The 1,060-nt window shown below is 44.0% G+C and carries 1 protein-coding gene; it reads left to right on the forward strand.

The genetic code is table 11. The annotated features are described in order from the left end of the window. A partial coding sequence (locus JHD69_RS19875) for a glycosyltransferase (protein ID WP_199142076.1) occupies window positions 1-947 on the forward strand: 947 nt, incomplete at its 5' end. Between the last annotated feature and the right edge of the window lie 113 nt (window positions 948-1,060).

Genomic DNA, 1,060 nt, shown 5'->3' on the forward strand with positions numbered 1-1,060 from the left:
CCCCCCCCCCCCCCCCCCCCCCCCCCCCCCCCCCCCCCCCCCCCCCCCCCCCCCCCCCCCCCCCCCCCTTTTTTTGTCGTGGTTCGTCGGCAGCGTCAGATGTGTATAAGAGACAGGAAAAACCTTATGCCGTTTTTTCGACCACAGACCATATCAATATTTTGGTGGCTTTTGTGGCTAAATTTTTAACAATCCCCCGACTGATAGCCAGGGCCTCGAATATTCCTGAAGAACAGATTTTGTACGAAAACCTGAAATCGAAATTCTACATGCGCTTTACCAGGCTCAGCTATGGGGTTTATCAGCAAATTATTTGTCAAACTGAAGAAATGAAGCAGTCGCTGGTTAGTTATTATGGCATAGACAGCCGAAAAATGCTTGTCATTCCCAACCCTGTTGTAAAAACGGCCGAACAGCGACAAACCCTTTCTGCAAAAAATAAATATCATTTAATTGTTGTTGCCCGCTTCTCGCCCGAAAAAGGTTTAGATCGGCTTGTTGATATATTGTCGGCATTGCCAGCCCATTACCATTTAAGTTTTGTAGGAATCGGCCTGCTTCGGAAACAAATTGAAAGAAAGGTGAAGTCTTTAAGATTAGTGGATCGGGTTACTTTTTACGGCGAAATCAAAAATGTGCTGCAAGTGCTGACAAAGCATGAGCTCATGGTGCTCAGTTCCCATACCGAAGGATTTCCGAACGTAATTTTAGAAGCCTTATCTGTAGGCTTGCCCGTGGTTACCTTTAAAGTAAGTGGCGTAACCGGCCTCATTAAAAACGGCTTTAATGGCTATGTACTGCCACAGAATGATATAGAAGGTTTCAAAGAAAAAATTATACAGGCCTGTACCCAAACCGAATGGGATCCCGCAAAGATAAAGCAAGATGTTTATCAGAAATATGCCCTTCAAGAAATAAGCAAAGCCTACGAAAAACTGCTCGATTAACCCATCAAAAAAACAAAATATATGTGTGGTATATACGGTTCTACAATACCTTACTCTAACTTAATTGTGCAGAGAAAGATGTACAAGATCAAATTTCGTGGTCAAGAATAGAC

It is taken from the genome of Pedobacter sp. ASV12 (assembly GCF_016429155.1).
Classification (GTDB): Bacteria; Bacteroidota; Bacteroidia; order Sphingobacteriales; family Sphingobacteriaceae; genus Pedobacter.